11 protein-coding genes are annotated in these 15,805 nt (G+C 62.9%); 7 read left to right on the forward strand and 4 right to left on the reverse strand.

Going from position 1 to position 15,805, the window contains the following annotated elements; all coding sequences use genetic code 11:
* The first annotated feature begins 338 nt into the window (after positions 1-338).
* The 4 genes from Q0U08_RS02475 (at position 339) to Q0U08_RS02490 (ending at position 7,754) form a co-directional block, all read left to right on the forward strand.
* Entirely contained in the window at positions 339-1,520 is a 1,182-nt protein-coding gene (locus Q0U08_RS02475) for a hypothetical protein (RefSeq protein WP_298089543.1), read from the forward strand.
* A 245-nt stretch (positions 1,521-1,765) separates the two neighbouring features.
* The gene (locus Q0U08_RS02480) at positions 1,766-2,044 is read left to right on the forward strand and encodes a hypothetical protein (RefSeq protein WP_298089544.1); all 279 of its coding nucleotides are present in this window, start codon (positions 1,766-1,768) and stop codon (positions 2,042-2,044) included.
* 251 nt (positions 2,045-2,295) lie between these two features.
* Positions 2,296-5,001: a PAS domain S-box protein gene (locus tag Q0U08_RS02485; protein WP_298089545.1), complete on the forward strand. Its 2,706-nt coding sequence runs from the start codon at positions 2,296-2,298 to the stop codon at positions 4,999-5,001.
* A gap of 131 nt (positions 5,002-5,132) precedes the next feature.
* Positions 5,133-7,754 (forward strand): ATP-binding protein, encoded by a 2,622-nt coding sequence (locus Q0U08_RS02490; protein ID WP_298089546.1) that lies wholly within the window; start codon positions 5,133-5,135, stop codon positions 7,752-7,754.
* Here Q0U08_RS02490 and Q0U08_RS02495 read toward each other — a convergent pair.
* Both Q0U08_RS02495 and Q0U08_RS02500 read right to left on the reverse strand, forming a co-directional pair.
* Positions 7,751-8,101: a response regulator gene (locus Q0U08_RS02495; RefSeq protein WP_298089548.1), complete on the reverse strand. Its 351-nt coding sequence runs from the start codon at positions 8,099-8,101 to the stop codon at positions 7,751-7,753. The two genes, Q0U08_RS02490 and Q0U08_RS02495, sit on opposite strands and share 4 nt — an antisense overlap.
* 415 nt (positions 8,102-8,516) lie before the next feature.
* Complete coding sequence (locus tag Q0U08_RS02500) at positions 8,517-9,308, reverse strand: hypothetical protein (RefSeq protein ID WP_298089550.1); 792 nt, start codon at positions 9,306-9,308, stop codon at positions 8,517-8,519.
* A 205-nt stretch (positions 9,309-9,513) separates the two neighbouring features.
* On the opposite strand from Q0U08_RS02500, the gene Q0U08_RS02505 reads away from it, so the two are divergent.
* Together Q0U08_RS02505 and Q0U08_RS02510 are read left to right on the forward strand one after the other, a co-directional pair.
* Positions 9,514-9,951 carry a hypothetical protein gene (locus tag Q0U08_RS02505; RefSeq protein ID WP_298089551.1) on the forward strand — a complete coding sequence of 146 codons (438 nt, stop codon included), beginning with the start codon at positions 9,514-9,516 and terminating at the stop codon, positions 9,949-9,951.
* Between the two features lie 468 nt (positions 9,952-10,419).
* A complete protein-coding gene (locus tag Q0U08_RS02510) occupies positions 10,420-11,586 on the forward strand; it encodes a CDP-glycerol glycerophosphotransferase family protein (RefSeq protein WP_298089552.1) in 1,167 nt (388 codons plus the stop codon).
* A 176-nt stretch (positions 11,587-11,762) separates the two neighbouring features.
* Here the strand turns inward: Q0U08_RS02510 and Q0U08_RS02515 are convergent, their stop codons facing one another.
* Positions 11,763-12,665 carry an alpha/beta hydrolase gene (locus Q0U08_RS02515; protein ID WP_298089553.1) on the reverse strand — a complete coding sequence of 301 codons (903 nt, stop codon included), beginning with the start codon at positions 12,663-12,665 and terminating at the stop codon, positions 11,763-11,765.
* A 100-nt stretch (positions 12,666-12,765) separates the two neighbouring features.
* Between Q0U08_RS02515 and Q0U08_RS02520 the strand changes: the two genes are divergently transcribed.
* Complete coding sequence (locus Q0U08_RS02520) at positions 12,766-13,452, forward strand: glutathione S-transferase (protein ID WP_298089554.1); 687 nt, start codon at positions 12,766-12,768, stop codon at positions 13,450-13,452.
* 145 nt (positions 13,453-13,597) lie between these two features.
* On the opposite strand, the gene Q0U08_RS02525 is transcribed toward Q0U08_RS02520, so the two are convergent.
* Positions 13,598-15,667, reverse strand: coding sequence for a PAS domain-containing sensor histidine kinase (locus Q0U08_RS02525; RefSeq protein ID WP_298089555.1), 2,070 nt, complete (start codon positions 15,665-15,667; stop codon positions 13,598-13,600).
* Positions 15,668-15,805: the final 138 nt, after the last annotated feature.

The following is a 15,805-nucleotide window of genomic DNA, read 5'->3' on the forward strand; positions in this document are numbered from 1 at the left end:
AGGAGGAGCGCCATGCACGGCAACCATGTGGTCGGCCTCAACAGTCGCTCCGTTTCTGGGATGGTAACAGACAACCACCTTAACGCGCGCTGGAGAATATCGGCAAATAGCGACGATCCCGCGGTACCGGCAGACCATCCCGATCGGGAAAGCCGGTGACGCGGGAAGCGCCGCCAGATGATGTGCGCTCCAAAGCTTGCAGCCCCGCACCATTGCAGTCATCCGATGGCGACACAGTACGGGGATGGCAGTTGAGGATATATCACGCGCTTGGACTGCTGGCCGGTGCCCTGTCGACAACTTCGTTCGCCCAGACGCCCCGCCCGACACCTGCATTTATGGACAAGGTGGCTGCTTCCGAGAGCGTGTTTCAACTAGGCGGCCCTGACTTTCGCGGGCCGGGTGCAGCGATCTTGGCCGCTGCCGCCAATCAAGCGCGATATGTGCTGATCGGGGAAGCGCATTTCTCGCGTGAGATACCCCGCTTCACAGTCGCGCTATGCCACCTCATGGCACCGCTGGGTCTACGCGCGATGGCTGTCGAAACGGGGCCGGAGGCCGCTCGCATCGTGAACGCCGATCTTCGCCGGCCCGATCGGATCGCACGCCTTTCCGCGTTCATGCGCGCTCACCCAGACGCGATGGCGTTCCAGAATGGGGCCGACGAAAGCGACATGGCGGCCACTTGTGCCCGCGATGCCGGTCCCGCCTTCGAGGTTTGGGGACTGGACCAGGAGTTCTTCGGCGCCAGCGGGTTCCTGCTCGATAGCATGGCCGCTGCCTCTCCCGACCCTGTCGCCAAGGCCGCGATCAACCGGCTCAGAGCATTGGAACGCGGTGCGACTGCCGATGCAATTGCGTCCCGCTCACCGGGCAGGTTCTTGGTCTACACGGTGACCGATCAGCAGATGGATGATGCTCGAAAGGCCATCGCTACGGATGGCGGCGCGCGGGTGCGGCAATTATTCGATGCACTCGCCGAGACGAGGGCAATCTATCTCGCGTCTGCGAGCGGTGAAGGTGACCCGAATGGACGCCGAGCCAGACTCATCAAGCGGACGCTGGCCGGCTATCTGGCCAAAGCTCCTGCCGGAAGCCGTGTTCTGATGAAGTTTGGTGATGTTCACGCCGCCAAGGGCGTGAACGGATTGCGGCAGCGCGACCTCGGCAACTTCGTTGCCGAGCGTGCCGATGGCGAGGGTGCGTTGTCGCTGCACATTCTAGTGATGGGTGCCGAAGGATCGCTGGGCGGGTATAACGGCGTTGGACAGCAGGTCGCCATTCAGCCCTACACGCCCATTTCGGATACCGATTATTCTTGGCTGAAGGATGTCTTGGCAGCCCGACCGAAAGCGGCGACTGCATCGGATTGGGTGTTGGTCGATTTGCGGCGGCTCCGTGGACGCCCGACGTCAGATATGCCGGCTGGTTGGCGGCAGTTGGTGCAAGCCTATGATCTGGTCGTCGTCGCCGCGAAGCTAACCCCTGCGTTGCTGCTGGGCACCGGTGTAGGGAAGTAGCGACAACGATTCCCAAGATATCATCGTTTTCGAGAATACGAGCGGCGGTGTTAGCTCCTTACGGACAGCCCTTGCATGTAACTCAGACTGTGTGAGCCGATCCCAGGAACGGAATTGATGCCGACGGGATCTCGAAGCGGAGCAACGAGACACAGGGCGCCCGATGCAGGGATGGCGACGAATGCATATGAAATCGACGCCGCTGGCCTCTTTAAACGAAGCAGCTTTATCGGATGATACCTTGCATGTTCAAAGTCCGGGATGGCTTGAGCAGCGGGCATGTGAAGAGCTGGATCTTGCCGGCGCCACCGATGATCTGGCTGCCAAAGCTGCCCATCTCAATCGCACTGCCCATTTTGCGACCGCGAGAGAACTGGCGGCAAAACGACAGCCGTTTACTGCCAGACCGTAAGGCCGATCCAGCCGCGGTCACGGCGCGGATCAACCCGACCCTTGCTGAAACCATCCATCCAGCTCAGCCGCAACATGAGGTGCGCATGATCGATCGGGCAATCGATCGCTGAACCCTCCGGCAGGACACCCTCGCGCCGCCTTGCTTCGAAAGCGTTGTTCATCGAAGCTAACAGCATACGCATCGTTCAAGATATTAGCCCACGCCGCTGATCGCCGGCACTATATCGAGCGATCTGTCGCCGCATAGATAGCAGAATGTTCGGTACCGTATCGGCCATTGTCGTTGCGGCCCGATGGGCTGCAGAGATAACAGCAAAGTGCCGCCGAACCGGCGACGGCAACAGGATAGTCCTTGATTCCCATGACGAGAGAAGAGCTCGAGGCTGAGGTCGAGCGTTTGCGTGCGGCGCTCGCCGAAGCGGGCATCGATGCACAACGCGTCAGTGAGCGGCAGGCGGAGCGCGACCATCAGCTTATCGGCGATTTGACCGCGAGCCGCCGACAGACGATCGAGGCGAACCAGCGCACCTTCGATGCCCGCAACCAGGCCGACGATGCGGCGCGCGAACACCGGCGGCAGATGGCGGGCGCGGCAGCCGACCTCGCGGCAACGCAGAATCTGGTGGCGGAACTCCGCGCCAGCCAGATTGCCCTCGCCACCAGTGAGGCTCGACAGCGCGCGATCTTCGACAATGCTGCGGACATCGCGATGATCGTGACCGATCCGACCGGCACCATCACCGATTGGAACGTGGGCGCCGAGAACGTGCTGGGCTGGAGCGCCGGGGAGATGCGCGGCCACGATGCCGAACGGTTCTTTACGCCCGAGGACCGGGCAAACGACCGCATCGAACACGAGATGGCAGGTGCCTTGAAGGACGGTCGCGCCGCGGACGAACGCTGGCATCTGCGCAAGGGCGGCGAGCGCTTCTGGGCGTCGGGTGAGATGCTGCCGTTGTTCGACGATGACGACCGGCACCTGGGCTTCGTGAAAATCCTGCGCGACCGCACGCGCGAGCATCTCGACGGTGCGGCGCTGCGACTGGCGCAAGAGCGCTTCGAGACGATCATCGAAACGATCGATGCCGCCTTTGCCATCGTCGAGGTCAAGTTCGACGCCGACGATCGTCCGATCAACTATCGCTTCGTGGAAGCCAATGCACAGTTCGAGGCGCAATCCGGCGTCAACCTGCGCGGCAAATGGGTGACGGAGTTCGCGCCCGATCTGGAGCAGTTCTGGTTCGAGACTTACGGTCATGTTGCCAAGACCGGCGAGCCGACCAACTTCGAGAGCTATGCCGAGGCGTTCTCGCGCTGGTTCGACGTACGCGCGGTGCGCGTCGGCGACCCCGCCGACCGACAGATCGCGATCCTATTCAACGACGTCACCGCGCGCCGCGAGGCGGAGGAACAGCTTCGTGTCAGCGAGGCGTTGGCGCGCGCGAACGTCGAACGGGTGCAGCTTGCGCTCGAAGCAGGTGCCATCATCGGCACCTGGCACTGGGACATCCCGACCGACCGCTTCACCATCGATGACGCATTCGCGCGAACATTCGGTCTCGACCCTGCACTGGGACGCGAGGGCATCCCGCTCGCCCAGATCGTCGAAACGGTCCACCCCGACGATCAGGCGGCCCTCGCCGAGGCGATCGACGAAGCGATCAGGCGCGGTGGTCGCTACGCGCACCAGTACCGCGTCCGCCGCACCGACGGCCGCTATTATTGGATTGAGGCGAATGGACGGGTCGATCATGACCTGGACGGCACGCCGCGGAGTTTCCCGGGCGTCCTTATCGACATTGAGGCTCGCAGGACGGTCGAAGCCGAGCGCGACCGCGCCATCACTGAGTTGCGCACCCTCAACGAGACGCTTGAGCAGCGCGTCGCCGATCGCACCGCCGAACTGATGACGGCTGAGGAGCGGCTACGCCAGAGCCAGAAGATGGAGGCGATCGGGCAGCTCACCGGCGGGGTGGCACACGACTTCAACAACCTGCTGACCGTGATCCGCGGTTCGGTGGATCTGCTCCGTCGCGAGAACGTGGCACCCGAAAAGCGACAACGCTACCTCGATGCGATCGGTGATACCGCCGATCGAGCGACCAAGCTGACGGGGCAGCTCCTTGCCTTCGCGCGCCGTCAGACGCTGGAGCCGGAGGTGTTCGATGTCGGGCAGCGGCTCGATGCCGTCGCTGACATGCTCGACAGCATCACCGGCTCTCGCGTGCTGGTCCGCTACGAGATGCCGGACGCGGTGTGCCGGGTGCGCGCAGATGTCAGCCAATTCGAGACCGCGCTGGTCAATCTCGCGGTCAACGCGCGCGATGCAATGGGGAGCGAAGGCACGGTGACGATCCGTCTGCGGTGCGATGCGCGGATGCCTTCGATCCGCGGGCATGGTCCGGGCACCGGCGCTTTCGTCGCCGTCTCACTCAGCGATACGGGCGTCGGCATCTCCGCCGACGATCTGGAGCGGATCTTCGAGCCGTTCTTCACCACCAAGGATGTCGGCAAGGGCACCGGACTGGGCCTCAGCCAGGTGTTCGGCTTCGCGAAGCAGTCGGGCGGTGATGTCGATGTCGAGAGCGTCGTCGGGTGTGGGTCGACGTTTACGCTGTATCTGCCTCAGGCCGAGGATACCGCAGCGAGGGAACCGAGAGCGAGCGAGCGGGCAGAGAACATCGACGGCGAGGGCCGCTGCGTCCTGGTGGTCGAGGACAACATCAGCGTCGGCCAGTTCGCAACGCAGCTTCTCGAGGATCTCGGTTACCAGACCGCCTGGGTGACGAGCGCCGAGGAGGCGTTGGAGCGCCTCGGTTCAGACGGGGATGGCTTCGACATCGTGTTCTCCGATGTTGTTATGCCAGGGATGGGCGGGATCGAGCTGGCGAAGCGGCTTGCGAACGATCTTCCGACGATGCCGGTGGTGCTCGCTAGTGGCTATAGCCATGTGCTGGCTCAGGAAGGCGCGGAAGGGCTTGAACTGTTGCGCAAACCCTACTCAGCCAGCCAGCTCTCCGCCGCCTTGCAGCGTCGGATAGCATGGGCGGCCGAGCGTCGGGAATGAGCATCGGACGTCCATATTCGTCAGGTTCGCCGACGAGCCTCTAAAGATTGACCATGAACGCGGTCACGCAACACACATCGGATCAGCGCCGAGCGATATGCCGCGGTTAAGAGAGTAGCTAAGGGCAGAGAATGAATCCTTCGCCTGTGAAGTCCAACATCAGTTCCACCAGCATCACCGGTTCCGAAATCGCCGCCCATGACTGGTCCGGCACGTCGCTTGGTTCGATGGAGACGTGGCCTCCCGCTCTGCGCTCGACGCTGGCACTGATGCTTGCCTGCCCGACTCCGATGTTCCTCGCATGGGGGCCGGAGCTGCTGTGCTTCTACAACGACGCCTATCGTCCGATCCTCGGCTACCGGCTCGACAGCGCGCTCGGTCGTCCTTTCGCGGAGGTCTGGGCCAGCATCTGGGACGACATCAAGCCGCTGGTGGACGCGACGCTTGCGGGCGAGACGCGGACCATGACCGACATGCGGCTCGATCTCAGCCGGGAAGGCATGCCCGAGGAAAGCTGGTGGACCTTCACCTACTCGCCAGCCTTCTACGATGACGGCAGCATCGCCGGCCTGTTTTGCGTTACCGGCGAGACGACCGCCCGCATGGTCGCCGAGCGCGACAGGGATGCGGCAGACGAGCGGCTGCAACTTGCTTTGTCGGCTGGCAACAGCATCGGGGCGTGGGATTGGGATGTCGTCAACGACCGTCTGACCGCCGACACCAGGTTCGCGACCCTGTACAGCGTCGATCCGGACCGCGCGATGGAGGGCGCGCCAATCGCGGAGTTCTTCAGCGGCATTCATCCAGATGATCTCCCTCGCATCCAGGCCGAGATCGAGAAGGTCATGGCCGGCGACGGCACCTTTGCGTCCGAGTACCGGCTTGTGGGCAAGGACGGTTCGATCCGCTGGGTGTCGGCGCAGGGGCGCTGCGTTTTCGACGATGAGGGCAAATGCGTCCGCTTTCCCGGTGTCAGCTACGACATCAGCGAGCGCATGGCGGCAGACCTCGCCCTTCAGGCCGCCAAGGCGGAGCGCGAGTTCGTAATCGATCTCACCGGCCGCCAACGCGTGCTGGCCGATCCGGAAGCCATCATCCGGCTGTCGGCGCAGGAACTGGCGCAGCGGCTCGGCGTGAACCGCGTCGGCTTCTATCGCCTGATCGGCGCCAACCAGCTTCGGCACGGTGCCAACTGGACGGACGGCGCGCTGACACCCCTCACCGGCGCCGACCCGGTGAGCCGCTTCGGCGAACGCGCCGAACGATCCCGACGCCGCGGCAAGACGCTGGTGTTCAGCGACAGCCGGCACGATGACGACGGCGATTTCCTTCCCTTCGCCGATCGCGGTGTTCTGGCAGGCGTGTGCGTGCCATTGATGCGCGAGGGTCGGTGGCAGGCCGGCATCTATCTCCACCATGCCGAGGTGAGGCACTGGACGCCGGCCGATGTCGCGCTGGCACGCGAAGTCGCCGAGTTGACGTGGCTCGGGGTGGAGCGGGCCGAGGCGCTGCTGAGGCTCAACCAGCTTGTGGATCGGCAGAGCACGGCGCTGGCCGAAGCCAGCACGGAAATGCGAGCAGAGGCCGGCCGGCGCACCGAGGCCGAAAGCCAGGTGCGCCAGCTTCAGAAGATGGAAGCGGTCGGTCAGCTTACCGGCGGCATCGCGCATGACTTCAACAATATGCTCGCCGTCGTCATCGGCGGCCTCAATCTCGCCCAGCGCCGGCTCGATCGCGGCGACAACGACATCAAGCGCTTCATGGACGGGGCAATGGATGGTGCGACGAGGGCTGCGGCACTGACCCAGCGATTGCTCGCCTTCTCGCGTCAGCAACCCCTCGCGCCCGAGAACATCGACGCGAACCGCATGGTCAACGGACTGGCGGACCTCCTCACTCGCACGCTGGGCGAGCAGGTCCGATTGGAAACCGTGCTGACGCCGGGCCTCTGGAAGACCCTTGCCGATCCGGTTCAACTCGAAAACGTGATCGTCAATCTGGCCGTCAACGCCCGCGACGCCATGCCCGAGGGCGGACGCCTCACCATCGAGACCGGCAATGCCAACGTCGATGTCGATTACGCGCGCGAGGCAGACATGCCGCAGGGGCACTATGTGATGCTGGCGGTGACCGACACCGGCACCGGCATGCCACCCGAGGTGCTCGCCAAGGCGTTCGACCCCTTCTTCACCACCAAGGGCGTCGGCAAGGGCACCGGCCTCGGCCTCAGTCAGGTCTTCGGCTTCGTCCGCCAATCGGGTGGGCACGTGAAGATCTACTCGGAAGTAGATCACGGGACGACGATCAAGGTCTATCTGCCTCGGGCCTATGGCGAGGACCGGCCATCAATGCCGCGACGCACGCCGGCGTTGGCGCGCGGCGGCGATCTCACCGAGATCGTCATGGTCGTGGAGGACGAGGAACGTGTCCGCAACTTCTCGACCGAGGCGTTGCGAGAACTCGGCTATACCGTCATCCATGCGGATAGTGGCCCTGCCGCGCTGGCGATGATCGACGCCGGCCAGGACGTTACGTTGCTCTTCACCGATATCGTCATGCCGGAGATGACCGGACGTCAGCTCGCCGACGAGGCGGTCAAGCGCCTGCCCGGTCTGAAGGTGGTCTACACGACCGGCTACACGCGCAATGCCGTCGTGCATAACGGCGTCATCGATCCCGGCACCAACTTCCTCGCCAAGCCCTTTGGCATCGACCAGCTCGCTGCCAAGCTGCGCGAGGTGTTGGACGGTTAGGCGGCCATCATCTCGCGAAAGGCGGCGATCATCCGGCGTTCGTCGATGGGCTTACCCATTACGACGCCGGGCGGATTGCAGGGATGACAGTCCGCTGGCGTCCCCGTGATGAAGATCACCGGCACCTCGCCGCACCGGGCGAAGATCGTCTGAACAGCCTGGGGGCCTTCCCCCTTTGCAAGGACGACGTCGGAGAGGATGATGTCAGGCTTGTGGCCCTCCGCCGCCTCGATCGCTTCCGCTTCGGTCATGGCGGTATCGATCGAGATGGCACCGGCTCGCTCTGCTATGTCCGAGATATACTCGGCGAGCAGCCATTCATCCTCGATCACTAACACATGGCACATCATCTCACTCCGGAGGGTGCCAACGTGCCTGCGCTGCTTCAGGTCCGAGAAAGCCGATAAATCGACCCTACGGCAGCAGTCGAGACCGGTTTTGAAAAGCGATCGGTATTCCCATTTCTCCATCCTTTTCGGGACGCTCGCGAATGGAATTTCTTGGGCGAACCCGCCGTTCGGCAAAGTCTTTACGGACGGCGGATTTGTCCCCAACCGCGTCATTCTCTGGACTGTACGACAAACAGGTGTTTGACGTTTGGTGACGACGGTAGGTGACGATCACATCACTACGTCCGCAGCCGCCAAACCAAATGGCATAAGGGCCGACAACGCGGAGATGAACGGATGTCCGAAATTGGGGAGCGGGAAGGGTGCCCTGAGTGACCGCAAATGGGTCAGTCGAGCACCTGACGAAGTGTTGCTAGGAAGGGATCTTGCTGGCGAGCAGCCGCATCAGGTCAGCCACGCCGGTGAAGGCCTGCTCGGCCTGACGCCGATCGAAGCTCATCTCCGGGTGCATGGCCGGATTGCGGAACCCGTCCTTGACGGTGTCGAGGTAGGCTGCGGCCTCTGACAACCACTGCTTCTCCGGTCCGGCGCTCATGTTCTTTAGCCTGGTCCGTACGCTGTCCAGTTTCCGCGCCCAAGAGTCGCCGCCGGCAGCGCCGCTGCAGTCGACCAGGAGCTGCACGCCACGTTCGGCGATCCTCATCGCGTGCATAACGCAGGCGGTCCACAGGCCGTTATTCAGGGAGGCCGCTGCCGCGACGGCGTCCTCGCGTGAATCCGGGAAGCGGTCCAGGGTGGCCTTGTCGAAGCCGTGCTCGCCGGACGTCAGAGCTAGACGTTGCGGCTGCAGGACAGTGGTCTGGCACAGCTTCAGTTCGTCAACCAGCGTATCCAGCAACCGGGCGAACCCATTTGCGATAGCCTCAGCGCTGGTCCTGTCGGTCGGCTTCATTCGTCCGCCGATATGGGCATCCAGCGTCTTGCGGAGAGCCTGCAGCGCCGATGTGCTAGCTGGCAGCTCAAGGCTCTGGACCTCACCGATGAGGCCAATCATCGGACCGATGAACATCGGCCCGTAGCCGGCCTTGTCCAGGGAGAACGGCCCGTCGCCGCGATCGGCGTCCAGCATGGCCCGAAGGCGGAGCTCGACGGCGCGGGCATGGGAGACGGATTCGAGCAGGATCGACAGATTGATGTTCGGCATCCGGCCTGTGTCGCCGCCGCTGCGAGAGATCGCAAGGGCGGGAAATCCCGTCCAGTCCACAATCCGCTTACGCCCGCGAGTACATTTCAGCGTGAACGCGAGGCGGGTGCCGCTTACGCGCTCGGCGGTAAGGTGGCCCAGCGCATGACCGCAGAGACCTGACCAGCTAAGAAGAATATACCTGTCCTGCGAGGCATACTGATATGTGGTTCTCCGCAACGCCATCCCGGCGCCGGAGAACGATATGAACACCCTTGAAGAATTGCAGGCCTTCCTGGCTCGGAATGCCGCCGAGATGAACGCAAGCACAATCCCCGAATTCATCCGCTGCTTCGATGAGGACGCCCTCCCAATCGACCATGCTACTGCGTCGGCGAACTGGCCGTCACGCCAAGCTGGCGAGCTGACCGCGCAAACCCCGGAGGCGGGCAACGGCCACTATGCCCACATCCAGATGCGCGGGTTCCGTGCAGGCCAGCACGGCGAGGCGATCGAATACGTAATGGTTGCTCCCGACTGGTCGATGACCGGGCATGTGACAATGCCTGCCATCGGCGGTGAGCCCGACGCGGTTGTGGAGAGCTTCACCGGCGAGAGCGCGGGCGCCCGACGCTTCGCCGCCGGGGCGGCGGCACAGGCCTAAGCGGTTTGCATTCACCCGACCCGCGTGCCGCATCGGTGTGATTAGCGGGTCGGGCTGCAAACCGCCCGCCCCACAAAGGGGTAGGATAAACCGCTGTCTTCAGGAGAAAAGTGGTCGATGCACCACGGGAGAACCTAAGATCCGCTGATTAAAAGCCTGGGGATACGATCGGCCGCTTTGCCAACAACGCCATCTGGAAAGACCGCTAGCAGCCCAGTGCCACCGCCAAGCAGCACCTGAACCAATGTCTGGTCTGGGATCGCGCGTTAGCCGCCGCGAACGTCCGCAAATGGGTCTTCCCAGCGATAGGGCACGGCGTTTGCCCGCCCATAAGCACACGAACCTGACATCCCTACGCGCATTCAATACCCGACGCTCGTTCAGGAAGCTGCTTCAGGCATGGGTGCTGATAACCTATTGATCATACCTGCTTCTTTCGGGTGAGCCCTTGCCACCTATATAGCGGCGATGAATATCGCGTTTCTCTTCATCGCAGAGGCTTACCAAGCTTACCATGGGGCAGCCGTTGCTTTCGAGCTGCTGCAGCGGCCGGGGGTAAGCGTTACCTTCTACTACAACGACCCGGAGGTTCCTCATCACCTTGAGCGTATAAGGCGGGCCTATGGAGTGTCGCCTGTAGCCTATGTCCGCCTTGCCCGGAGCATCAAGACCAGAGCGGTGCAAGCGATGCGGGTGTTCGGTTTGGACAAAGAAGCAGTCCTTCGGTCAAACGAAGCCCAACTCGCGCTCTATGACGCGGTGGTGTCGCTTGAGGATACCGCGGAGATCCTGTTTGGCGATAAACCAGCGCCCGAACGCCCCGCCCGCATCTTGATCGTTCATGGCGCCGGCGACCGATACGTGCCTTCGATGCCCCGCCGGGCTCGGTTCGACTTGATCATAGTCCAGGGCGAGAAAATGAAGCAGCGCTTCCTCGACATGGGTATCGCCCGCGTCGGCCGGATTACCGCGCCAGGCTACCCCAAGCTGGACACCAGCCGGCGTCTGGTAGCAGCCGCACAGCCCTTGTTTGCAAATGACCGGCCAATTGTCCTTTATAATCCTCACAAGGTGCGCGGGCTTCAGTCGTGGAGCAGCTTCATCAAACCCATGCTGCGCGATTTCGCCGCGCAACAGGACTACAATCTGATTGTGGCGCCTCACGTTAAGCTGTTTCGGAGGCGCTCGGAATGTGCTCGCAATCGCTGGCGTAGCCGAAGCACTGCAACGATCCTGATAGACCCAGAGTCGGACCGCTCGGTAGACAACAGCTACACCACTGCCGCGGATATTTACGTCGGCGACGTTAGCAGTCAGGTTTATGAGTTCCTCGCCCAGCCGAGGCCGTGTGTGTTTCTCAATCCCCAGAAGGTCGATTGGGGCAACGATCCACACTTCAAATTCTGGCATCTTGGTGAAGTCATTGAACGGCCCGGCGAACTGATGGCGGCTATAAATAGAGCTGCTGAACGCCACCCCGCCTATTTGCAAAGGCAGCGTGAACTTACCATAAGCTCGTTAGGCGATACATCGGCGGGAGCTGCATCCCGTGCCGCGTCCGACATTCTGGCAGTCCTTGACAAAGGAGCGGCCGCAGGAGCGGCGGGCCGTTCCTGGTCCGCTCCCCCTTATTGATCGCGGAGAGCAGGCGTTCCGCTCTCCCTCCCAAATCAAGCCAACCAGACAGCTTTGCGGAACGCCCAGAAGCCTCGAACTCCGAGATAAATGAGCGACCGGAGTCGGGAGGCAGGCAGGGCGCCCGGAGCGACCGCTTCTGGGTCGGCCTCTGCGAACATTGATCTAACTTGTTCTCAGCGGCGATCGGCCTCATTCACGTTCACCGTCGACCGGATGAACCCCGCGACATCCACCAGGACCGGTCCACGACCGCGAAACGGGCGGGCGAGCGCGAGCAGGATGCCGACATGGCCCAGTTTGAGATATGCCCGTTGCTTCACGGCAACGCCACCCGCGCGCAGCCTGTCGGCTAGGGCTTCGCTGTTTTGGGGACGCACGACGGTATCCTTGGTCCCGTATAGCAAGAGTGCGGGTGGATCACCGGTTCCGGCCCATGTCACCGGCTGTGTCTCTGCCGGGTCGGATACCTGTCCGAAGGCGGCGCGGCTCGCATCTACATCGAAGGGAGCAAAGTCATAGGGTCCGGCAAGCCCGACGAACGCCCGTACCACCGACCGCGTCTCTCCCAGCCAGCGCGGATCGACCGCCAGCATCGCGGCGATATACGCGCCCGCCGAATGGCCCATCAGCACGACCGAGCGGCCATCGCCGCAATATTGGTCGGCGTTCGCGCGCACCCAGCGCACGGCGGCGGCACCGTCTTCGACGAACGCCGGATACCGGACGTCGGGCACCAGTCGATAATCCGGGACGACGGTCACGAACCCCTGCGCCGCCAGCGCGCGGCCGACGAACGTATAGCCCGCCCGCGTTCCGCTGTTCCAGCTGCCGCCATAGAAGAACACCACGACCGGTCGCGGCTGCCCGCAACCACGACGCGGTGCGTAGACGTCCAGTCGCTGTCGTGGCGCCGACCCATAGGCCAGCCCCTTGGCGACCAGGGTACCGCCCCGATCCTTCGGCACCAGCCTGTCGAAGGCGCCAAGTGGCGAACAGGCGGTGGCAAGCGCCCCGAGCAAGGCGCCGATCCCCGAATCCACGCCGCGCCGCCTCATGCCATTCCTACGCTGGATCATATGGTGCGTCCTTCCGTTTCCCCGCAGCGTAGCCGACGTCGCCGGGTGGGGCACGCCTCGCGCACCTTTCAAACGCCGTCCCTGCACCGCATAGGGGGTGATGGCCGACCCTATCCTCTACAGCTTCCGTCGTTGCCCCTATGCGATGCGTGCGCGATTGGCACTGGCCGTCAGTGGCGTGCGCTATGAACTCCGCGAGGTTCGCCTCTCGGCCAAGCCCGATGCGATGCTCGCGATCTCGCCCAAGGGTACCGTGCCGGTCCTGCGAACCGCCGATGGCGCGGTGATCGACCAAAGTCTCGCGATCATGCGATGGGCGTTGTTGCTCCGCGACCCGGACGACTGGCTGGCGCGCGACGATCCGGCCCTGGTCGCCAGCAACGACGGCAGCTTCAAGTACCATCTCGACCGCTATAAATATCCCGATCGGCACGGTTCGGACGCGACCAAGCATCGCGATCTCGGCCTTCTTTTCTTGCGAGAACTCGAGGTGCGACTGGCCGCGGCGGGACTGCTCGCCGGGATACGAATGGGCATTGCCGATGCGGCGATCATGCCGTTCGTTCGGCAGTTCGCCGCAGTCGATCGCGAATGGTTCGACACGCTGACGCTGCCCCATTTGCAGGCGTGGCTTGCGGCGCACCTCGCCTCCGATCTGTTCCAGCGGATCATGTACCGGGTCGCGCCATGGTGTCCGGGAGAGCGGATTGTCATCTTGGAGGGCGGGGCGCAGGTCGATCCGCCCGCGAACGCCGGGGTATGGCCCTACTTCCCCGCATTCCTCTAACCCCCAATAAGGCTAGCCGGGCAGCTACGCGGAACGGTTGGGAAGCGCCGGACGCCGAGATGAATAAGCGCCCGGAATTGGGAAGCGGGCAGCACGCTTAAAACGACCGCTACTGGGTCGCAGCCGCCACCTTTTTTGATTCGCGTCAACTATAGTAGGTGGCGGCCTTTGGCGCTGACCGGCTGTCGATTGCACGGCGCAGAGCACGGGTCAGGTCCTCGATCGAGTACGGCTTGTGCAGCAGCTCAAAGCCATAGCTACCTTCCTGCGCCAGCACATGACTGTAGCCGCTGGTCAGGATGACCGGCAGCTCTGGCTCCTGTCTGCGAATCTCCAGTCCGAGCTCGACGCCGTTCATCCCCGGCATGACGACATCCGAGAAGACGGCAGCATATCGGTGCGGGTTCTCCGACAGGCGCTGCAGGGCTGCCTCGGCGCTCGGTGCCCAGGTGGTCTCGAAGCCGAGCTCGGCGAGAAGCTGCGTTGAGAATGCACCGACCTGCTCATTGTCTTCGACAACAAGAACGTGCCCTCGGCCCTGTGCGCTGTCGGCACCAACCTTCGCCGTGGTCGCATCACCGAGTTCAGCGGCGACCCTGGGGAGGTACATGGTGAAGGTCGTGCCCCGCCCTTCCTCGCTTTCTACAGCAACCTCACCGCCGGATTGCTTGGCAAAGCCATAAACCTGACTGAGCCCGAGACCCGTACCCTTGCCGATCGCCTTCGTTGTGAAGAACGGCTCAAAAATCTGCGCAAGCTTGTCCTGCGCAATACCCGCACCTGTATCCGAGATGGAGATGGCGACGAACTCGCCGTTGGTGCCGGCATGTCCCCGCACTGAGGGCACGCTGATGACAGGTTGGATCGTGATGCGGAGGGTGCCCGCATCTTCCATGGCGTCACGCGCGTTGACCGACATGTTGACCAAGGCGGTTTCGAACTGGCTGGGATCAGCCTCGACGTAGCAGACGTCGCATTCGGTCTCGACGACGAGGTCGACGCGAGCACCGACAACGGTTGCCAGCATGTCTCTGATCGCCTCGATCCGCTGCCCTGTGTTGAACACCTCAGGCTTGAGCGCCTGACGTCGGGAAAAGGCAAGTAATTGCCCGGTGAGCTTGGCCGCACGGTCCGCCGTGTCGGCAATCGCCTCGACATAGCGTTCACGCTTCTCCTCAGTCAGGCCGGGACGCCGCAGCATCTCGGCCGCCCCCCGGATCACGGTCAGCAGATTGTTGAAGTCATGGGCCACGCCACCGGTAAGCTGGCCGATCGCCTCGAGTTTTTGGCTCTGGCGCAGCGCTTCTTCTGTCTTCATCCGCGCGGCTACCTGCTCGATCACTCGGCTCTCGAGCGCCTCGTTGAGTTGGCGGAGCGCCACCTCGCCTTGTTTTCGCTCTGTCACGTCCAGGACGAACTCGATGACCTCTTCCGAGCTGACCCGCCGCGGTGCGAACAGGCCCCACCAGCGTCGCCCATCTTTGCCGAAATACTGCTTCTCGTAAGGCACCGCCTCGCCGATCGTATTTACCTGGTGAACTGCCAGTTCGGACGCTGGCCAGAACTCCTTCGGCGTCAGCTCTTGCCACGTCATTCCGATTGCTTCGTCGCGGGTGAAGCCTGTCATTTGCAAAAAGGCGTCATTCACCTGCGTCAAACCAAAATTTACGCCCCAGTAGATGATGCCGACGGTTTTGATTTCGAAGCTGCTCTCGAGCCGGCGCTCCGCCAAGACCCGGTCTGTCACGTCCGAGCCTTCGACGAAAATCCCGGTCACGGCACCGTCGGGGTCACGGATCGGTTGAAGGATGAGATCTAGAATGCGCTCATTCAGACCGCCGGGCTCGTCCGATCTGGATGGCAGTCGCACTGCAGGGAGGCGAACCGGATCTCCACTGCGATAGGCCTCGTCCAACCGCTTTACTGCGGCTGCGGACAGGTCGTCCGGCAACAGCTCGCCTACGGTGCGACCGACGGTCTGCGTCTTACTAAAGAGCTGCTGAAAAGCTTGGTTGGCAAGGACGATCCGATGGTTCGGTTCACGTAGCAGGGCCATGAGGCTTGGTGCCTGCTCGAACATCTGCGCCAGGCGCTCGCGTTCGTCGCCTCGGGTGAGGGATTGCTCCGGTGCTTCGTCCAGGTTGTCCATGAATGCGAAACGCCGCTGAATTGATAAGTTGCCGATAAGCGTCGATCCAGGCAGCTCGCCTGTCATCTAGCCCCCTTTCTACGCACTCACCTGTGGACGGGAGCGCCAGATCGCCTCCCATCCACTTCAGGACGTCCAAGAAGCCGATTGGGCCGCCACGCGCGGGTATCAGCCGGCATTAATGGGTGACAAAAGTTGGAGAGC

The organism is uncultured Sphingomonas sp., assembly GCF_946477935.1.
Taxonomy (GTDB): domain Bacteria; phylum Pseudomonadota; class Alphaproteobacteria; order Sphingomonadales; family Sphingomonadaceae; genus Sphingomonas.

What these genes read in the sequence shown, in the direction of transcription:
- Q0U08_RS02515 (WP_298089553.1), bottom strand. Translation starts at nt 12,665, where the DNA reads ATGATCCAGCGTAGGAATGGCATGAGGCGGCGCGGCGTGGATTCGGGG.
- Q0U08_RS02520 (WP_298089554.1), top strand. Translation starts at nt 12,766, where the DNA reads ATGGCCGACCCTATCCTCTACAGCTTCCGTCGTTGCCCCTATGCGATG.
- Q0U08_RS02510 (WP_298089552.1), top strand. Translation starts at nt 10,420, where the DNA reads ATGAATATCGCGTTTCTCTTCATCGCAGAGGCTTACCAAGCTTACCAT.
- Q0U08_RS02480 (WP_298089544.1), top strand. Translation starts at nt 1,766, where the DNA reads ATGTTCAAAGTCCGGGATGGCTTGAGCAGCGGGCATGTGAAGAGCTGG.
- Q0U08_RS02475 (WP_298089543.1), top strand. Translation starts at nt 339, where the DNA reads ATGGACAAGGTGGCTGCTTCCGAGAGCGTGTTTCAACTAGGCGGCCCT.
- Q0U08_RS02490 (WP_298089546.1), top strand. Translation starts at nt 5,133, where the DNA reads ATGAATCCTTCGCCTGTGAAGTCCAACATCAGTTCCACCAGCATCACC.
- Q0U08_RS02525 (WP_298089555.1), bottom strand. Translation starts at nt 15,667, where the DNA reads ATGACAGGCGAGCTGCCTGGATCGACGCTTATCGGCAACTTATCAATT.
- Q0U08_RS02495 (WP_298089548.1), bottom strand. Translation starts at nt 8,101, where the DNA reads ATGTGCCATGTGTTAGTGATCGAGGATGAATGGCTGCTCGCCGAGTAT.
- Q0U08_RS02500 (WP_298089550.1), bottom strand. Translation starts at nt 9,308, where the DNA reads ATGCCGAACATCAATCTGTCGATCCTGCTCGAATCCGTCTCCCATGCC.
- Q0U08_RS02485 (WP_298089545.1), top strand. Translation starts at nt 2,296, where the DNA reads ATGACGAGAGAAGAGCTCGAGGCTGAGGTCGAGCGTTTGCGTGCGGCG.